The sequence below is a fragment of the Cupriavidus sp. C2SS-8b genome (assembly GCF_057073745.1).
In genome coordinates, this window is the sequence record NZ_CP172716.1 from 2240428 (window position 1) to 2256876 (window position 16449).

At 64.1% G+C, this 16449-nt stretch carries 12 protein-coding genes and 6 tRNA genes; 4 read left to right on the forward strand and 14 right to left on the reverse strand.

What is annotated here, in order from left to right:
- The first annotated feature begins 69 nt into the window (after nt 1-69).
- Complete coding sequence (locus ACIGJB_RS10335; protein WP_483729758.1) at nt 70-1851, forward strand: ArnT family glycosyltransferase; 1782 nt, start codon at nt 70-72, stop codon at nt 1849-1851.
- A 94-nt stretch (nt 1852-1945) separates the two neighbouring features.
- Complete coding sequence (locus ACIGJB_RS10340; RefSeq protein WP_483729759.1) at nt 1946-3298, forward strand: MATE family efflux transporter; 1353 nt, start codon at nt 1946-1948, stop codon at nt 3296-3298.
- Nucleotides 3299-3415: 117 nt separating this feature from the next.
- Here the strand turns inward: ACIGJB_RS10340 and ACIGJB_RS10345 are convergent.
- The 7 genes from ACIGJB_RS10345 to gltX all read right to left on the reverse strand — a co-directional run bounded on the left by ACIGJB_RS10345 (nt 3416) and on the right by gltX (nt 6047).
- Nucleotides 3416-3492: transfer RNA gene (locus tag ACIGJB_RS10345), tRNA-Asp, on the reverse strand.
- 66 nt (nt 3493-3558) lie between these two features.
- Nucleotides 3559-3634, reverse strand: a tRNA-Glu gene (locus ACIGJB_RS10350).
- A 106-nt stretch (nt 3635-3740) separates the two neighbouring features.
- Nucleotides 3741-3816, reverse strand: a tRNA-Ala gene (locus ACIGJB_RS10355).
- A 190-nt stretch (nt 3817-4006) separates the two neighbouring features.
- A tRNA-Asp gene (locus ACIGJB_RS10360) sits at nt 4007-4083 on the reverse strand.
- 67 nt (nt 4084-4150) lie between these two features.
- Nucleotides 4151-4226 (reverse strand) — tRNA-Glu (locus ACIGJB_RS10365).
- 64 nt (nt 4227-4290) lie between these two features.
- A tRNA-Ala gene (locus ACIGJB_RS10370) sits at nt 4291-4366 on the reverse strand.
- A 274-nt stretch (nt 4367-4640) separates the two neighbouring features.
- On the reverse strand, nt 4641-6047 hold the full coding sequence (gltX, locus tag ACIGJB_RS10375; RefSeq protein ID WP_483729760.1) for a glutamate--tRNA ligase: 1407 nt from the start codon (nt 6045-6047) through the stop codon (nt 4641-4643).
- A 253-nt stretch (nt 6048-6300) separates the two neighbouring features.
- On the opposite strand from gltX, the gene ACIGJB_RS10380 reads away from it, so the two are divergent.
- Nucleotides 6301-7233: a patatin-like phospholipase family protein gene (locus ACIGJB_RS10380; RefSeq protein ID WP_483729761.1), complete on the forward strand. Its 933-nt coding sequence runs from the start codon at nt 6301-6303 to the stop codon at nt 7231-7233.
- 67 nt (nt 7234-7300) lie between these two features.
- On the opposite strand, the gene ACIGJB_RS10385 is transcribed toward ACIGJB_RS10380, so the two are convergent.
- From ACIGJB_RS10385 to ACIGJB_RS10405, 5 genes are all read right to left on the reverse strand, one after another.
- Entirely contained in the window at nt 7301-7987 is a 687-nt protein-coding gene (locus ACIGJB_RS10385) for a C40 family peptidase (protein WP_483729762.1), read from the reverse strand.
- A gap of 353 nt (nt 7988-8340) precedes the next feature.
- Nucleotides 8341-9975, reverse strand: a complete 1635-nt coding sequence (locus ACIGJB_RS10390) for an ABC transporter ATP-binding protein (RefSeq protein WP_483732306.1) — start codon at nt 9973-9975, stop codon at nt 8341-8343.
- Between the two features lie 32 nt (nt 9976-10007).
- Nucleotides 10008-11126: an ABC transporter permease gene (locus tag ACIGJB_RS10395; protein ID WP_483729763.1), complete on the reverse strand. Its 1119-nt coding sequence runs from the start codon at nt 11124-11126 to the stop codon at nt 10008-10010.
- Nucleotides 11123-12175, reverse strand: a complete 1053-nt coding sequence (locus ACIGJB_RS10400; RefSeq protein WP_483708515.1) for a microcin C ABC transporter permease YejB — start codon at nt 12173-12175, stop codon at nt 11123-11125. Before ACIGJB_RS10400 ends, ACIGJB_RS10395 begins: the two co-directional genes overlap by 4 nt.
- Nucleotides 12176-12191: 16 nt before the next feature.
- Nucleotides 12192-14081, reverse strand: coding sequence for an extracellular solute-binding protein (locus ACIGJB_RS10405; protein ID WP_483729764.1), 1890 nt, complete (start codon nt 14079-14081; stop codon nt 12192-12194).
- 220 nt (nt 14082-14301) lie between these two features.
- On the opposite strand from ACIGJB_RS10405, the gene fabI reads away from it, so the two are divergent.
- Entirely contained in the window at nt 14302-15087 is a 786-nt protein-coding gene (gene fabI / locus ACIGJB_RS10410) for an enoyl-ACP reductase FabI (RefSeq protein ID WP_483708518.1), read from the forward strand.
- 89 nt (nt 15088-15176) lie between these two features.
- Here the strand turns inward: fabI and ACIGJB_RS10415 are convergent, their stop codons facing one another.
- Both ACIGJB_RS10415 and ACIGJB_RS10420 read right to left on the reverse strand, forming a co-directional pair.
- Nucleotides 15177-15509 (reverse strand): hypothetical protein, encoded by a 333-nt coding sequence (locus tag ACIGJB_RS10415; protein ID WP_483729765.1) that lies wholly within the window; start codon nt 15507-15509, stop codon nt 15177-15179.
- Complete coding sequence (locus ACIGJB_RS10420; protein ID WP_483732307.1) at nt 15506-16432, reverse strand: DUF2950 domain-containing protein; 927 nt, start codon at nt 16430-16432, stop codon at nt 15506-15508. Before ACIGJB_RS10420 ends, ACIGJB_RS10415 begins: the two co-directional genes overlap by 4 nt.
- Nucleotides 16433-16449: the final 17 nt, after the last annotated feature.

Sequence of the window (16449 nt, forward strand, 5' to 3'; positions counted from 1 at the left end):
TCCGGCCCTGGGCGCCGCCACTCGCTTGCGGCAGCCCGGCCGGTACCGCGCTGCTGACCCGATCCGCCGATGCGTGAAGCCAAGACTTCCCCCGTTCAGTTGACCGCCGCCGCAACGGGCGCGTTGCCGCGCGCCCTGCTGCTGGCGATCTGCATCATCTATGGGCTGACCGGCCTGTTCCACCGCGATCCGTGGAAGAACGAGGATGCGGCCGGTTTCGGCGTGATGTGGCAACTGGCCACGGGCGGCGTGCATGACTGGCTGATGCCCAACATCGCGGGACGTCCATTCACCGAGGACGGGCCACTGGTCTTCTGGATCGGCGCGGCCATGATCCGCCTGTTCGGCGGCTGGCTCGGCGCCCCGGATGCGTCGCGCCTGGCCACGGCACTGTGCTTCTTCGGCACCTGCGCTTTCATCTGGTACACCACCTACCTGCTCGGCCGCCGGGACGAAGTGCAGCCGTTTGCCTACGCCTTCGGCGGCCAGCCCAGCGCGCGCGACTATGGCCGCACGCTGGCCGACGGCGCCCTGCTCGTGTTCCTCGCCTGCGTCGGGCTGGCGGTCCGGGGACATGAAACCACCGCGCAGGTCGGCCAGGTGGCGCTGATCGCCATGATCCTGTACGGGCTGGTGCGCAGTCTCGACAAGCCCGTGCAGGGCAGCCTTGTGTTCGGACTCGGCCTGGGCGCGCTGACCCTGGCCAGCGGGCCGATCCTGCCGCTGGCCCTGCTGGTTGCCGCCACGATCTGCACCGCTGTCTGCGCCCCGATGCCCGGCCGGCGCCTGGGGGCCATCGGCGTGCCGCTGGCGCTGCTGATCGTCGCCGCGTGGCTGGCCGCTACCTACTTCAGCACGGCGGACCGGCACGAGGCCGTGACTTTCATCCGCGAATGGGCCCGCTATGACCGGCGCAGCTACGGCGCGCCGAACATGCAGTCGTTCGGCTTCAATATGCGCAACCTGTTCCTGTACGCGTGGCCGGTCTGGCCGATCGCGGCCTGGGCCTGGTTGGCGTGGGCCGGCATGCGCCGCGCCCCGCATGTGGCGCTGCCGCTCGCGCTGCTGCTGCCGACACTGGTGATGCTGTTCCTGCAGACCAATGCCAGCGATGTCCAGTTCATCCTGCTGCTGCCGCCGATGGCGATCCTCGGTGCGTTTGCGCTGCCCACGCTGGCGCGCGGCGTGATCAACGCGATCGACTGGTTCGCCCTGCTGTTCTTCACGATTTTCGGTGGCACCGTGTGGTTCCTGTGGCTCGCCAAGACCACGGGCTGGCCACCGCGCATCGCGGGCAACGTGTTCCGGCAGTTGCCCGGCTACCAGCATCACTTCAAGCTTTCCTCGGTCATCTTTGCCTTGCTGGTGACGGTGGCCTGGGTGCTGGTGGTACGCTGGCGGCTGTCGCGCGCGCCCAAGCAAATCTGGCGCCCGGTGGTGATTTCCGCCGCCGGCACCACGCTGATGTGGGTCATGGCCATGACGCTGTGGCTGCCGTCGATCAACTACGGCAAAACCTACCGCGACGTGGTCGAGGCTGCCGCCATGGCGCTGCCGTCCACGTACCAGTGCGTGCAGCCGATCCGCATGGGGAATGCCCAGCTTGCGTCGTTCGCCTACTTTGGCCACTTCCGCTTCGGCGGTCCCGAAGACGGCTGCGACATCCTGCTGCGGCACGACAGCGCCGATTATGGCGATCCCAGCAAGATCTCCCATTTCGAATGGCGGCTGATCTGGGAAGGCCGCCGGCCCGCGGACCGTGACGAGCGTTTCCGCATGTATCGCCTGGTCGATACCTCGCGCAACACGCACGCACGGCCGGAACTGCCGCGGCACCGCCTGCCCCAGTAATCCCAACCCTCCTGCCGGCGGCATGGCTGGCGGCCGCGCCGCCGCTGCCGGCTGACTCTTCTCGGGCGCGTGAAAGTGCCTGCGCGGAACCGGTATGAACCTGCTTCACGATCTGCGTCGTATCGCCCATCTTGCCGCACCAGTGCTGGTCGGCCAGCTCGCGGTGATCTCGTTCGGCGTCATGGACACCATCATGGCCGGCCGGGCCTCGGCGAATGATCTCGCCGCGGTCGGCCTCGGCGGTTCGATCTATGTAACGGTCTATATCAGCCTGATGGGCGTCCTGCAGGCCCTCGCGCCGATCGCGGGCCAGCTCTACGGTGCCGGCCGCAGCGATCAGATCGGCAGCGAAGTCAGGCAAGCCGCATGGCTCGGGCTGGCGCTGTCCGTTCCCGGCGTGCTGCTGCTGATGTTTCCGGAGCCGCTGCTCGTCTTTGCCAAGGCCCCGCCAGAACTGGTCGACAAGGCCAGCCAGTATCTTCACATTGGCGCATTCGGCCTGCCTGCGGCACTGGGTTTCCGCATCTATTCCGCGCTCAATAACGCGCTATCGCGCCCGGTCATGGTGACGGTGCTGCAAATCGTCGGCCTGGGGCTGAAGGTGCCCCTCAACGCTTGGTTCATCAACGGCGGCTTTGGCGTGCCCGCTTTGGGCGGGCCGGGTTGCGCACTGGCGTCGACGCTGATCAGCTGGGGCTGGTGCGTTGCGGGCGTGCTGATCCTTCGCCATAGCGCCGTCTATCGACCGCTGAATATCTTCTCCGCCTGGAGCTGGCCGGCGACGGCGCAGCTGAAGGCATTGCTGCGCCTGGGCGTGCCCATGGGGCTCACGTACCTGATCGAGATCACGTCCTTCACGCTGATGTCGATCTTCATCACGCGCATGGGAACAATCACCCTTGCCGGGCACCAGATCATCGCGAATCTAGGCGCCGTGGCCTACATGCTGCCGCTGTCGCTGGCCATCGCCACGTCGACGCTGGTGGCACAGGCGATCGGCGCGCGCGACATGGCGGGCGCCAGCCGGCTCGCATGGCGCGGCATCTGCCTGGCCGCCTCCCTCGCCTTGATGACAGGTTGCCTGCTGTGGCTGCTCAGGGAGCCCGTGCTGCATGCTTATACCAAGGATGCTGCCGTAGTGGCCGCCGCGCTACCGCTGGTATTGTTCATCGCCTTCTACCAGGCCTTTGATGCCGTGCAGGTCATGACCGCCTTTATCCTGCGCGCCTACAAGATCGCGCTGATCCCGACGCTGATCTACGCCGCTTCGCTATGGGGCATTGGCATTGGCGGGGGCTACGTGCTGGGATTCGGCCTGATCGAGACACTGCCGGCCTTTACGCGCGGCGCCTCTGGCTTCTGGATCGCCAACAGCTTGAGCCTGGCCATCGCCGGCTGCCTGCTGGTGCGCTACTTCATGCGCATCAGTGCTGCGCCACGGCATTGATTGCGCACACCTGGCCGGTTCCAGACGGAACGGACAGGTGCGACGCAGCACCATTGGCTTGACATGCGGAGTACAAAAGAAAAAACCCACATGGCATTAACCATGTGGGTTTAGTTTTGGCGGAGTGGACGGGACTCGAACCCGCGACCCCCGGCGTGACAGGCCGGTATTCTAACCAACTGAACTACCACTCCATATTCCATCGCCACCCGAGCTTCGCTCGCTGCAGCAATCCAGGCATATGATTACGCCTGATGTTATGGCGTCCCCTAGGGGATTCGAACCCCTGTACTCACCGTGAAAGGGTGATGTCCTAGGCCTCTAGACGAAGGGGACAGAAACTTGTCTCTCAACACGTTCCGTCTCGCGTTGAGAAGTCCGTTATTCTAACAAACTTTTCTTCGCTTTGGAAGCATCTTTTTACTGCGATGCACCTGAATCCTGGTGGAGCTAAGCGGGATCGAACCGCTGACCTCTTGCATGCCATGCAAGCGCTCTCCCAGCTGAGCTATAGCCCCTTATTACAGCATTTACTACGACACTGCCTATTCACCGTTTCAGCATTAACGAAAATGCATCAGCGAATAAAAGGATTATATACTGCCTTGATATAAACCGCAACACTTATTTACCGCCGCGGTGATTATCAGATAATCCTCTCACTTATAAGAAAAAACCCACATGGCATTAACCATGTGGGTTTAGTTTTGGCGGAGTGGACGGGACTCGAACCCGCGACCCCCGGCGTGACAGGCCGGTATTCTAACCAACTGAACTACCACTCCATATTCCATCACCACATCGAGCTTCGCTCGATGTGGTGATCCAGACATATGATTACGCCTGATATTATGGCGTCCCCTAGGGGATTCGAACCCCTGTACTCACCGTGAAAGGGTGATGTCCTAGGCCTCTAGACGAAGGGGACAGAAACTTGTCTTTCAACACGTTCCGTCTGGAATCATCCTGAACCACAGATAATTCCGATGTCTTGGTGGAGCTAAGCGGGATCGAACCGCTGACCTCTTGCATGCCATGCAAGCGCTCTCCCAGCTGAGCTATAGCCCCATGGTACTTCTATTTACTGCAACCTGCTTATTTGCTCTATCGGAGAACTTACCGTTTCAAGCGAAGCCGAGATTATATATCAACCTCGATTTTTTGCAAGCCCCCGATCTGCTTTTCGTCTCAATCCGCTTTCGCAGATTCTGACCTGACGGTCATCGAGATTCTTTCCAGATCGCCCGCTTGATCTTGTTTCTGACCGCGCTGCAGGGAGAACGAGATTATGGCCAAGTCCTGTGCGGAGCGCAAGCCCCCGCCAGGACTTTTCGCAACTTTTTTAACCGTTCAAGCCGGCCGCGAGGCGGCGCAGCACGGTATCGCGGCCGAACAGCTCCAGCACCGCGTCGATAGCCGGTGTCTGGAGTTGACCAGCAACCAGCAGGCGAACCGGCATGGCGAGCTTGGGCATCTTGAGCCCGAACTCTGCCAGCACCGCCTTGAAGGTGGCGCTGATCGCTTCCCGCTTCCATTCGGGCAGCGCACCGAGCTGGGTCGCCAGCGCCTTCAGGGCCGGCTGGATTTCTGGCGTCAGGTGCTCGGCATTCAGCGCTGCATCGGCCTGCGGCTCGCCACGATAGAAAAGCAGTGCCGTCTGGGCGACTTCCTTCAGCGTATTGGCACGATCCTTGACCAGGGCGATCACGCCGACCAGGTCCGCGCCCTCCACCTTGCCGCCGAGCGACTCGATAAACGGACGCGTCAACTCGGCCAGGCGCGCGTTGTCGCCCACCTTGATGTAGTGGTTGTTCAGCCAGGCGAGCTTTTCGGCGTTGTACTGCGCCGGCGACTTGCCCAGGTGCTCGAGGTCGAACCATTCGATAAACTGCTCGCGGCTGAAGATCTCCGCGTCGCCGTGCGCCCAGCCCAGGCGGGCCAGGTAGTTCACCACGGCCTCGGGCAGATAGCCTTCGTCGCGATAGCCGGTCACGCTCATGGCCCCGTGACGCTTGCTCATCTTTTCGCCGCTCTCGTTGAGCACGGTCGGCAGGTGCGCGTAGACCGGCGTGGCGCCGCCGAGCGCGCGGATGATGTTGATCTGGCGCGGCGTGTTATTGACGTGATCATCGCCACGGATCACGTGCGTGATCTTCATGTCGAGATCGTCCACCACGACGCAGAAGTTGTAGGTCGGGGTGCCATCCGGGCGCGCGATGACGAGGTCATCGAGCTCTTCGTTCGAGATCTCGATGCGGCCCTTCACCGCGTCATCCCACACCACGCTGCCGTCCAGCGGATTGCGGAAGCGCAGCACCGGCTTCACGCCGGCCGGCGGCTGCGGCAGGACCTTGCCCGGCTCCGGGCGCCAGAAGCCGTTGTAGCGGGGCTTTTCGCCGCGCTCGCGCTGGGCTTCACGCAGGGCGTCCAGCTCTTCCGTGCTCATGTAACACGGATAGGCGAGCCCGCTGTCGACCATCTGGGCCAGCACCTCGCGGTAGCGGTCCATGCGCTGCATCTGGTAGAACGGGCCCTCGTCGATATCCAGGCCGAGCCATTCCATGCCTTCGAGGATCACGTCGACGGCTTCCTGCGAAGAACGCTCGACATCGGTGTCTTCGATGCGCAGCACGAAATCACCCTTCATGCGGCGGGCGAACGCCCACGGATAAAGCGCGGATCGGATATTGCCGAGATGGATGAAGCCGGTCGGGCTCGGCGCAAAGCGGGTGCGGACGCGTTGGGTCATGGTGGTCGGGAACAACAAAAAAGCCCGCGCGGACGCGCGCAGGCTGGAGATATGTCGGTCCTGCATTATAGCAATGCGAAGCCTGCCCGCCCTGCCGGCCCACGGCCGGCATCGCCACCGTCTCCAACGGAATCATTTATGCTTCGCGCAGTCACAGGAACGGCTCTGTACGAAAGAGCCCCCTATCCTCGCGCCGATCCAGTCACATTTGAATTTCCGCCCGCCTCCGCCCATCCACCGGCACCCTTGATTCATGCAACGACGTCATTTCCTCGGCGCTTCGGCAGCCGCCCTGCTTTCCGCTTGTTCGTTCGGCCCGCGCCCCGGCACGCCGACGACGGCCAACCCGGTGGCGACCCAGCCGACACCGCGCCCCATCAAGATCGGTCTGGCGCTGGGCGGCGGCGCCGCGCGTGGTTTCGCCCATATCGGCGTGATCAAGGCACTCGAAGCCCAGGGCATCCACCCTGACCTGGTCACGGGCACCAGTGCCGGAGCGGTGGTCGCCGCGCTCTACGCCACCGGCATGAGCGGCTTCGAACTCAACAAGCTCGCGCTGACCATGGATGAGGCCGCCATTGCCGACTGGGCCTTGCCCTTCGGCAGCCGTTTTGGCGGCTGGCTCAAGGGCGAGGCGCTGCAGAACTACGTGAACCGCCTGGTTTCGAATCGGCCGATCGAGGCCATGAAGCTGCCGCTGGGCATCGTGGCGACCGACCTCAAGACCGGCGAGCGCATCCTGTTCCGGCGCGGCAATACGGGACAGGCCGTACGCGCGTCCAGCAGCGTGCCGGGCGTGTTCCAGCCGGTCTCGATCCAGGGGCGGGACTATGTGGATGGCGGACTGGTCGAGCCGGTTCCCGTGGATTCGGCACGCAGCATGGGCGCGGACTTCGTCATAGCCGTCAATATCTCGGCGGACCCGTCCAGCCAGAAGAACGGCGGCCAGAGCGGCGTGCTGCTGCAGACGACAACGATCATGGGTCAGTCGATCAACAAGATGGCGCTGACGCGCGCCGACGTGGTGATCCGCCCGGAACTGCCCGACATGGGCGGCAGCGACTTCAATTCACGCAACCGCGCAGTATTGGCCGGTGAACAGGCAGCGGCCGCGATGATGGCCACGTTGCGCCAGCGGCTGGAGCAGGCCCGCTTGCGGCCGGCCGGCACCGTGGCGGCGCAATAGCCGGACGCTTCCGGCCAACAAAAAAGGACTGCCGAAGCAGTCCTTTTTTGTTGCAGGCGGCCCGGTTTCAGCCGCCGTACAGCGTACGCGTGGTGGCGTTCGGGTCGAATCGCTTCAGCGTCTCGACCATGTTGCCAAGGCTGTCGCCGCGGCTCGAGGACTGGCCGTCGTCGATACGGCGTGCGCCGTTGTAGCGTGTCACCCAATAGGCGGCGCGCATGTCGTCGACACGGATCTTGCTGCCCGTGGACGGGGCATGCACGAACTTGTTGTCGCCGATATAGATGCCAACGTGCGAGAAGGTCTGGCGCATGGTGTTGAAGAACACCAGATCGCCCGGACGCAGCTCATTGACAGCCACATTGGTACCAACCTGGCTGATTTCGACGGAACGGCGCGGCAGCATGAAGCCGAAGGTGTCATTGAACACGTAGCGGACAAAGCCGCTGCAGTCCAGGCCGGATTCCGGGCTGTTGCCGCCGAAGCGGTAACGCACCCCAATCAGGCCAAGCGCATTCATGACCAGGTCGCCAGCCTTGCTGGCGACGTGGCTGGTGGAATTCACGACCGACGACAGCAAGCCGCGCTTGCCTTCCGCATGCGTGTCGGCACCCAGTTGGGCCGAAGCATCGATGCGGGCATCGGGGTCCTTGAAAACCGTATCCGCCAGCACTCCATTCGACACAGTCGCACCGCAGGCAATGGCAATCCCGACGGCCACGCGTGCCAGGGAATGAAGTACCGATCGCTGCATTGGTTCTCCTGATGAATCGTTCGAATCATCGCCATCACGCCCGACGAATAACGCCAGCGAAGATGGTGATGCCTGAATCATTGCGGGGATGCCCGTACGCAAGAAGCGCGCCGGTCACAAAGGCATACAAGCCGTGCAGGGCACGTCCTAAAGCGGACGAGCGACCACCCCAAAAATAGTCCTCGCGGGATGGTATCGGCTCGTCGCCACTCTGTCAAAGTTCGTTACAAATTTGACGGAAATGGCTTTCCAATCAACGACCTACTTCGGTTTTCGCATCTGGAATGTTGCTTTCCGCATGACAATCGCGTGACACCGCCTGCGGGCGGTGTGCATGTTGCACAGCAATGATGTCAGGCTGCACCAACCTGGGCAGCCGCCATCAGCTTGCGCGTATACGGATGTTGCGGCGCGCCGAGAACCGACTCGGTTTCCCCTGCCTCGACCACTTCGCCCGCCTTCATCACGATGACCCGGTGCGCCATGGCACGTATCACCGCAAGGTCGTGGCTGATGAACAGGTAGCTGAGGTTGTACTTGTGCTGCAGCTGGGAAAGAAGCCCGAGCACCTGCTGCTGGATTGAGACATCGAGCGCCGAAGTGGGCTCGTCGAGCACCAGCACCTGAGGCTTGAGGATCAGCACCCGGGCGATGGCGATGCGCTGGCGCTGACCTCCCGAGAACTCATGCGGGTAGCGTCCCAGCGCCGTGCGGTCAAGCCCGACTTCGCGCAGCGCCTCGATGACCTGCTGGCGCATGGCGTCGCGCGACAAACCCGGCTGGTGCAGCCCCAGCCCCTCGCCGACAATCTGCTCGATCGTCATGCGTGGCGACAGCGACCCAAACGGATCCTGGAACACGACCTGCATGCGCGAACGCATTTCGCAGCGGTCCTTGCGCGTGGCGCCGTCGAAGCTGCTCCCGAGGAAATGGATAGTGCCGGCGCTCTTGCGCTGCAGGGCCAGCACCGCATGGGCCAGCGTGGTCTTGCCGGAGCCCGATTCCCCGACGATGCCGATGGTCTCGCCCTCGCGCAGCTGGAAATCGACATCCTTGACGGCCGCGAACTGATCCTTGCCGAACCACCCCGCCATCCCCTTGCGCTTGCGCGAGTAGTTCACGCAAAGCCCGCGCGCTTCCAGCAGCGTCGGCGCCAGCGGCACCAGCGGCAGCACCTCGCGGCGCGGACGGCTGTCGATGAGCTTGCGCGTATAGGGATGCTGGGGCGAGGCGAACACCTGGGCGGTGTCGCCCGTCTCGACCATCACGCCCTTCTCCATGACCCCGACGCGCTGGGCAAACGAGCGCACGAGGTTCAGGTCGTGGGTGATCAGCATCACCGCCATGCCGAACTCGGTCTGCAGGTCGCGCAGCAGGTCCATGATCTGCGCACGGATGGTGACGTCCAGCGCCGTGGTCGGCTCGTCGGCCAGCAGCAGCTTCGGGCGGCATGCCAGCGCCATGGCAATCATGGCGCGCTGGCGCTGCCCGCCTGACAGCTGGTGCGGGAAACTGTCGAATCGATGCGCGGCGTCGCTGATGCCGGTGCGCTCCAGCAAGGCAATGGCGCGCTCGCGCGCCGCGCGCCGGTCCAGCCCCTCATGCAGCGCCAGCGTCTCGACGATCTGGTTGCCGATCGTGTAGAGCGGATTCAGCGCGGTCATCGGCTCCTGGAAGATCATGGCGATCTCCGCGCCGCGGATGGCGCGCATCTCCCGATCCGAGACGTCGAGCAGGTTGCGGCCCTGGAAACGGATCGCCCCCTCGTAGTGGGCGTCTTCCACGAGGCGCAGCATCGCCAGCGCGGTCACCGTCTTGCCGGAGCCTGACTCGCCCACCAGCGCGTAGCGCTCGCCGGCGCGCAGGTCGAAGCTGACTTCGCGAACGGCGCGCGTGGCATCGTCGCCATGGCCGAACGTGACCGAAAGCTTGTCCACGCAGATCAGCGTGCCGCCTGTCGACGGCAATGGCGACGGATCGGCCAGCATGGCCTCCGCTTCGCGGAGCTTGGGCACCACGTTCATGGCGTTGCTCCCGCAGGCGCACCAGCCGGCACCTTGGGCGCCACGCGGCCGCGCAGCGCTGCCAGGCCCAGGCGCGTGTCGAAGGCATCGCGCAGCGCATCGCCCATGAACGTCAGCAGCAGCAAGGTCACCACCAGCACGGCGAAGGTCGACAGCGAGATCCACCAGGCGTCGAGGTTGCCCTTGCCCTGCGCCAGCAACTCGCCCAGGCTGGGCGTGGTGGGCGGCACGCCCAAGCCCAGGAAGTCCAGGCTGGTGAGCGCCAGGATCGCCGCGCTCATGCGGAACGGCAGGAACGTGATCACCGGCGTCAGGCTGTTGGGCAGGATATGGCGCCACATGATCTGCACGTTGGACAGCCCCAGTGCGCGCGCCGCCTTGACGTAGTCGAGCGAGCGATTGCGGTAGAACTCCGCGCGCACGTAGTCCGACAGCCCCATCCAGCCGAACAGCGACAGCAGGATGATCAGCAGCGCCAGGCTGGGCTCGAAGATCGACGCGAAGATGATCAGCAGGTACAGCTCCGGCATGGAACTCCAGATTTCGATGGCGCGCTGCGAGAACAAATCGAAGCGCCCGCCAAAGAAGCCCATCAGCGCGCCGGTCAGTGTTCCGATCAGCACGCCGAGCACCGTCAGCGCCATGCCGAACAGCACCGACACGCGGAAGCCATAGAGCAGCCGCGCCAGGATGTCGCGGCCACGGTCATCGGTGCCGAGCCAGTTTTCGGCCGACGGCGGCGCGGGGTTGGGCTCCTTGGCGAAGTAGTTGAGCGAGTCGTACGAATAGCGGTTCAGCGGGAACACCGCGAAATTGCCATTCGAGGTGATGCGGTCGCGGATATAGGGATCGAGGTAGTCCGCCGGCGTGGCGAAATCGCCATCGAAGGTGGTTTCAGGATAGACCTTGACGATCGGGAAATACCACTCGCCCTTGTAGCGCACCACCAGGGGGCGGTTGCTCGACAGCACTTCAGCACACAGGCTCAGCACAAAGATCGCCACGAACAGGATCAGGCTCCAGTAGCCCAGGCGATTGCGCCGGAATCGCTGCCACGCCCGCTGGCGCGGCGACAGCGAGTGCGGCAAGCCCGTCGCTTGCGAAAGTGATTTCATCGGTGCAAGGCCTCGAAATGGATGCGCGGGTCGACCAGCACGTAGCAGACGTCGGAAATCAGCCGGGTAACCAGGCCGATCAGGGTGAACAGGTAAAGCGTGCCCAGCACCACCGGATAGTCGCGCCGCAGCACGGCCTCATACGACAGCAGGCCCAGGCCATCGAGCGAGAACAGCGTTTCGATCAGCAGCGACCCGGTGAAGAATGCGCCGATGAACGCGGCCGGGAACCCCGTCACCAGCGGGATCAGGGCGTTGCGGAACACGTGCTTCCAGAGCACGCGGCGCTCCGACAAACCCTTGGCCCGCGCGGTCAGCACGTACTGGCGGCGGATCTCGTCCAGGAAGGCGTTCTTGGTCAGCATGGTCACCACGGCAAAGCTGCCCACCACCGACGCGGTAATCGGCAGCACCAGGTGCCACAGGTAGTCCATGACCTTGCCCATCAGCGACAGTTGGTCCCAGTTGTCGGAAGTCAGGCCGCGCAGCGGAAACCACTGGACGAAGGTACCGCCACCGAACAGCACCAGCAGCAGCACCCCGAGCACGAAGCCCGGGATGGCGTAGCCGACCAGCACGATCATGCTGGTCACCACGTCGAACCGGCTGCCGGCGCGGATGGCCTTGGAAATCCCGAGCGGCACCGATATCAGGTAGGTCAGGAAGAAGGTCCACAGCCCGAGGCTCACCGAGACCGGCAGCTTGGACTTGACCAGCTCCCACACGCTGCGGTGCTGGAAATAGCTCTGGCCAAGATCGAAGCGGGCAAAGCGCTTGAGCATCAGGAAGTAGCGCTCGAGCGGCGGCTTGTCGAAGCCATACAGGGCCTGGATTTCCTTGATCTTCTCGGGATCGACGCCGCGGCGGCCACGGTACTCGGCACCGCCGCCGCTGGCTTCGCCGCCACCGCCGCCGCGCCCCTTGAGTTCGAGCATCATCTGCTCGACGGGGCCGCCCGGCACGAACTGGATCACGGCGAAGGTCAGCGTAATGACCCCGATGAGCGTCGGAATCATCAGCAGGATGCGCTTGAACAGATAGGCAAGCATCGGCCGCCCCCCTTCTTCAGCGAGCCGCGGATGACGCAACCGTATCGGTGCGCCACCAGTTGCTCAGAATCCAGCCTTCGGCCGTGTAGTAGTAAGGCAGCCGGTCCTTCGGATAGCTCAGCTCCTTGCGGTAAGCCACCCGATGCGAGGCACTGTACCAGTTCGGCACGATGTAATAGCCATGCATCAGCACCCGGTCCAGCGCCCGGCCCGCGGTGACGAGTTCCTCACGCGTATTGGCGTGCAGGACATCGTCCACGAGCCGGTCGACCTGCGGCGACTTCAACCCGAACAGGTTGTCCGAGCCCGGCGTATCGGCTGCCTCGCTCGAGAACCGGTCGCGCAGTTCGTTGCCCGGGCTCTGCGAATCGGGGAAGCGGATCGACACCATGTCGAAATCGAAGTCCTCTAGCCGCTTCTGGTACAGCGCGTAGTCGGTGGTGCGCTGGTTGACCTGGATGCCGAGCTTCTCGAGATTGCGGACATAGGTCGTGATCACCCGGCTCATGGCGCCGCCGTCGTCGAGAAACTCGAACACCATCGGCTCGCCCTTGGCGTTGCGCAGCGCGTCATCGGTGTAGGTCCAGCCGGCCTGCGCCAGCAGGCGGCGCGCCTCGCGCAGGTTGTCCCGCAGCGAGCGCGGCGGATTGGTGCTCGGCTGCACGACATCGGGGCCAAAGACCTCGGACGGCAGCTTGGCCTGCATCGGCTCGAGCAGCTTCAGTTCCCCCGGCCCGGGCTTGCCGTCAAAGGTGGCGCTGGCCGCCAGTTCGCTGTTGGAGAACCAGCTGTCCAGCCGCTTGTATGCGCCGTAGAAGAGCTGGCGGTTGAGCCATTCGAAATCCAGCGCGAGGATCAGCGCCTGCCTGACCCGCACGTCCTTGAAGATCGGCTTGCGCATATTCATGACGAAGCCCTGCATGCCCGCGCCGTTGCGGTGCGGGAACTCGGTCTTGATCAGCTCGCCCTTGCTGAAGCGGGTGCCCTGGTAGCTCTTGGCCCAGTTCTTGGCACGGTATTCGACGATGGCATCGAACTCGCCGGCCTTGAAGGCTTCGAGCTTGGCGGTTTCATCCTTGTAGAGCCGGTACACCACGCGCTCGAAGTTGAAGGTGCCGCGCCGCACCGCGAGCTTCTTGCCCCAGTAGTTCGGATCGCGCTTGAAGATGATGCCGCGGCCCGCGTCATAGCGGTCGATGATGTACGGGCCGCTGGTCACCGGCTCCTCGAAGGTCAGCTTCTCGAACGACACCTTCTGGGTCCACTTCTTCGAGAACACGGGCAGTGAGCCGACGATCAGCGGCAATTCGCGGTTGCGCTGCTTGAAATCGAAGCGCACGGTGCGCTCGCCCGTGACCACCACCGATTTCACGTCCATGCACATGCTGCGGTAGCCTGGGCTGGACGCCTTGCTCATCAGCATGTCGTAGGAATACTTCACGTCCGAAGCCAGGACCGGATCCCCATTGGAGAAGCGTGCCTCGGGACGGATATGGAAGACCACCGACAGCTCGTCCGGCGCCACCGTGACGTCATCGGCCAGCAGGCCATACGAGCTGGCGGTTTCATCGGCGCTGCTGATCAGCAGCGACTCGAACATCAGGGCATTGAGGCCCGGCGCGGCGGTCCCCTTCAGCGTGAACGGGTTGAACTTGTCGAAGCTCGTGCGACGGTCCGGATTGGCGAGTGTCAGCGTACCGCCGATCGGGGCGTCCGGATTGACATAATCGAAATGCTTGAAATCGGCGGGGTATTTGAGATCGCCGTGCAAGGCAAAACCATGCTCCGCATTCGCCGTGGCGGGAACCCCCGCCGCCAGCGCCAGCGCCAGCCCAACCCGCAGTACTGCATCCCGACGGAAGCACTGCCATGCCGCCTGAAGCGGCCAACGTGCTTGAATAGGCATCCCGCTGGATTCCTCCAATATGACCTCTGGGGTCCGGCGTTCTGCGGCCGGGCCAAGTTGTGAGACAATTTTACATGCGTTCGGGTGGGCTCCAGCCATCCGGACATTCCCTCTACGCGGCGCAATAAAATGGCCGTCTGACACCGGGGGCATGCCCCTGGCCGCAGGGCCGACGCAGAAAGCGTGCCCCGAACACCACCTTGACCACCTAGGAGAATTCATGGGATTTCTGGCAGGAAAGCGGATCCTTATCACCGGCTTGCTCTCGAACCGTTCGATTGCCTATGGCATCGCCTCGGCCTGCAAACGCGAAGGCGCCGAACTCGCCTTCACCTACGTCGGCGAACGGTTCAAGGACCGGATCAGCGACTTTGCCAAGGAATTCGGCACCGACCTCATCTTCGACTGCGACGTCGGCAGCGACGAGCAGATCGCCGCGACGTTCGCCGGTCTGGGCCAGCGCTGGGAAAAGCTGGATGGCCTGGTGCACTCGATCGGTTTCGCCCCGCGTGAAGCCATTGCCGGCGACTTCCTGGAAGGCCTGTCGCGCGAAGGCTTCCGCGTCGCGCACGACATCTCCGCCTACAGCTTCCCGGCACTGGCCAAGGCCGCGCTGCCGATGCTGGCGGACAATGCCTCGCTGCTGACCATGACCTACCTCGGTGCCGAGCGCGTGGTCCCCAACTACAACACCATGGGCCTGGCCAAGGCCGCGCTGGAAGCCAGCGTGCGCTACCTGGCGGCCTCGGTCGGTCCGCGCGGCATCCGTGCAAATGGCATTTCGGCCGGCCCGATCAAGACGCTGGCGGCGTCCGGCATCAAGGACTTCGGCAAGCTGCTCAACGCCTTCGAGAACACGGCCCCGCTGCGTCGCAATGTGACCATCGAGGAAGTGGGCAATGTCGCGGCGTTCCTGCTGTCGGACCTGGCCAGCGGCGTGACCGGCGAAATCACCTATGTCGATGCCGGCTTCAATGTCGTCGGCGCGATGCCGGCCGACGCGTAAGCCGCTGTCCGCCTGCCGGCCCTGAAGGGGCGCCAGCAAAGCTGGCGCCCTTTTTTCATTGGCGGCGGTTCAGGACGCGCGCGCCGGCCTCACCGGCCCATGCGCTGGTCGTAGCGGCTGGAGATACGTCCGAGCAGGCCCGGATCGCGCGAATCGCTCGAATCGAACTGCACGCGCACCGAGCCGTCGGCCTGCCGCACTACGCTGGCGCGGATCATCGTATTGCCGACATTGCCGGCAATGGACCCGCTCGCGCGATCCTGCACGCTGACAGCCACCCCTTCATCGCGCATGGCGCCCGCCGCGGCGTCGAACGAGCGATCGAAATTCGCCGGCACCATCGCCGGCGCGCCATAGTAGGTGCATCCGCCCTGGAAGGTCATCAGCACCGCAGCCAGCACCGCGAGGAAGATGCGTGTCATGGCGTCACCTTGGTCCAGCCCGGTCCCGGATCGAATGAGGTCGTCGCTGCCGCCTTGGTCGCGGTCTCGGTGCCGAGGTCGCGCTCGAAGACTTCACCAGAATGGCTCACCATGAACGTCTTCACACCGGTCTGGCCATAGCGGACCGGCCAGGCGATCACGGCGAATCCCCCGAACAGCTTGCCGCGCACCTGATAATCGAAGGCGCCGCCCGGCGCGCTCGCGCCCTGCTTCGTGAGCAGCTTGTAGTGATAGCCGTAGTAGCCTTCCGCTCCCGCGCCGCGCTTGCCGGCAGTCAGGAACGCCTCGCCGAGCGGACTCGGCTTCTCTCCCGGCCTGGTGGGCCAGTACAGGCCATCCTGCTTGCCGGGAGAACTGGCCAGCTTCGAGGCATAGGCAAGCACGCCGCTGCCGTCGTGATCGACCTGCGCATACTCGGCCTGCGCATCGTGAATGGCCAGCAAGGTCTGCATGACGGCCAGTTCGTTGCGCCCGATCTGGCGCACCCGCATTTCTTCCAGGCCGGTGGCCGTGTCGAAGTGCCAGCCCTGCGCCGTCTTGACCAGCGGCACGGGCAGCGTCCATCCATCCGTGCCGACGGCAATACGCGCGTGCTGGTCATCGACCGCCTGCACCGCGTGGGACGCACCCCAGGCGGTCAGGAACCGGGTTCGGATATCGGCTCCGACTGGTGGGATCAGTTTCTGGAACCGCTCCCCGAAGATCTTCTTCATGGCCGCGTCGTCGTTGGTTTCGACCGCAGACCCAAAGGCGGCCATCGCTGCGTCGGCCGTGGGAAAGGTTTGCTGTGCGTGCGCGACGCCGGTACCCGCCGCGGCACCGCCAGCGACCAGCACGAGTGCGACGGCAATCTGGCGGAACCGGGCCGCAAACGGGACCCCGCAAAAGACAAGTGGCTTCATCATGGCCGTTCTCCCCG